This window comes from Streptomyces sp. sk2.1 (assembly GCF_008120935.1).
In the GTDB taxonomy this organism is placed as follows: domain Bacteria; phylum Actinomycetota; class Actinomycetes; order Streptomycetales; family Streptomycetaceae; genus Streptomyces.
The window spans coordinates 186517-188536 of record NZ_RDBO01000071.1; the positions used below are offsets into that span (position 1 = coordinate 186517).

The window sequence follows — 2020 nt, forward strand, 5'->3', positions numbered from 1 at the left end:
GCGGGTGGGGTCAGTAGCGGTAGTGGTCGGGCTTGTACGGGCCCTCGACCTCGACACCGATGTACGCGGCCTGCTCCGGGCGGAGCGTGGTGAGCCTGACGCCGAGGGCGTCGAGGTGGAGGCGGGCGACCTTCTCGTCGAGGTGCTTGGGCAGCACGTAGACGTCGGTCGGGTACTCCTCGGGCTTGGTGAACAGCTCGATCTGGGCCAGCGTCTGGTCCGCGAAGGAGTTGGACATCACGAAGGAGGGGTGCCCGGTCGCGTTGCCGAGGTTGAGCAGGCGGCCCTCGGACAGCACGATCAGGACCTTGCCGTCGGGGAAGGTCCAGGTGTGGACCTGCGGCTTGACCTCGTCCTTGACGATGCCCTCGATCTGCGCGAGACCGGCCATGTCGATCTCGTTGTCGAAGTGGCCGATGTTCCCCACGATGGCCTGGTGCTTCATCCTGGCCATGTCGGCGGCCATGATGATGTCCTTGTTGCCCGTCGTGGTCACGAAGATGTCGGCCTGGCCGACCACGTCGTCCAGGGTGGCGACCTGGTAACCGTCCATCGCCGCCTGCAGCGCGCAGATCGGGTCGATCTCCGTCACGATCACCCGGGCACCCTGACCGCGCAGCGACTCCGCGCAGCCCTTGCCCACGTCCCCGTAGCCGCAGACGACCGCCGTCTTGCCGCCGATCAGGACGTCGGTGGCTCGTTGTCGAAGTGGCCGATGTTCCCCACGATGGCCTGGTGCTTCATCCTGGCCATGTCGGCGGCCATGATGATGTCCTTGTTGCCCGTCGTGGTCACGAAGATGTCGGCCTGGCCGACCACGTCGTCCAGGGTGGCGACCTGGTAACCGTCCATCGCCGCCTGCAGCGCGCAGATCGGGTCGATCTCCGTCACGATCACCCGGGCACCCTGACCGCGCAGCGACTCCGCGCAGCCCTTGCCCACGTCCCCGTAGCCGCAGACGACCGCCGTCTTGCCGCCGATCAGGACGTCGGTGGCACGGTTGATGCCGTCGATCAGCGAGTGACGGCACCCGTACTTGTTGTCGAACTTGGACTTGGTGACCGCGTCGTTGACGTTGATCGCCGGGAACAGGAGCGTGCCGTCGCGGTGCATCTCGTACAGCCGGTGCACACCGGTCGTGGTCTCCTCGGTGACACCACGGATCTCGGACGCCAGCTGCGTCCACTTCTGCGGGGACTCGCCGAGGGTGCGGTTCAGCAGGGTGAGGATGTGGGCGTACTCCTCGCTGTCCGCGGTCGACGGGTCCGGGGCCGCGCCGGCCTTCTCGAACTCGACGCCCTTGTGGACCAGGAGGGTGGCGTCACCACCGTCGTCGAGGATCATGTTCGGGCCGCCGGTGGGCGTGTTCGGCCAGGTCAGGGCCTGCTCCGTGCACCACCAGTACTCCTCCAGCGTCTCGCCCTTCCAGGCGAAGACCGGGACGCCCGCGGGGGCTTCGGGGGTGCCGTTCGGGCCGACGGCGATGGCCGCGGCGGCGTGGTCCTGGGTGGAGAAGATGTTGCAGGAGGCCCAGCGGACCTCGGCGCCGAGCGCGACCAGGGTCTCGATCAGGACGGCCGTCTGCACGGTCATGTGCAGCGAACCGGTGATACGGGCACCGGCCAGCGGCTGCGCGGCGGCGTACTCCTTGCGGATCGACATCAGACCGGGCATCTCGTGCTCGGCCAGGGTGATCTCCTTGCGGCCGAACGCCGCGAGGGAGAGGTCGGCGACCTTGAAGTCCTGTCGGTTGGCGACCGTCGTCATAACGGGCTGCTCCTCGTGAATGGGTCGAGGTGGGTCACGGATGGCTCTGCGGCGACGGGCACACGAATGCCCGGTGCTCGCAGCGCAGTCCGTCGGAGGCCCTCTCTCCCTCGGCCGGTCCGCACATGGGGACCGATCGACCGCCATCAGCAGCGACGTCTGACTCTGGCGTCGAATCTACACCGATCGGCCGGGTCATCTACCTGGAGCCGGACATCTACAGCGAGGCCGCCGCCGCGGCCGGTACCAACCC

2 pseudogenes are annotated in these 2020 nt (G+C 67.9%); both read right to left on the bottom strand.

The annotated features are described in order from the left end of the window. Nucleotides 1-10 precede the first annotated feature (10 nt). A pseudogene (locus EAO76_RS25625) lies at nucleotides 11-700 on the bottom strand (adenosylhomocysteinase); the annotation flags it as partial. 8 nt (nucleotides 701-708) lie between these two features. After that, nucleotides 709-1767, bottom strand: a pseudogene (locus EAO76_RS25630) (adenosylhomocysteinase); the annotation flags it as partial. Nucleotides 1768-2020 lie beyond the last annotated feature (253 nt).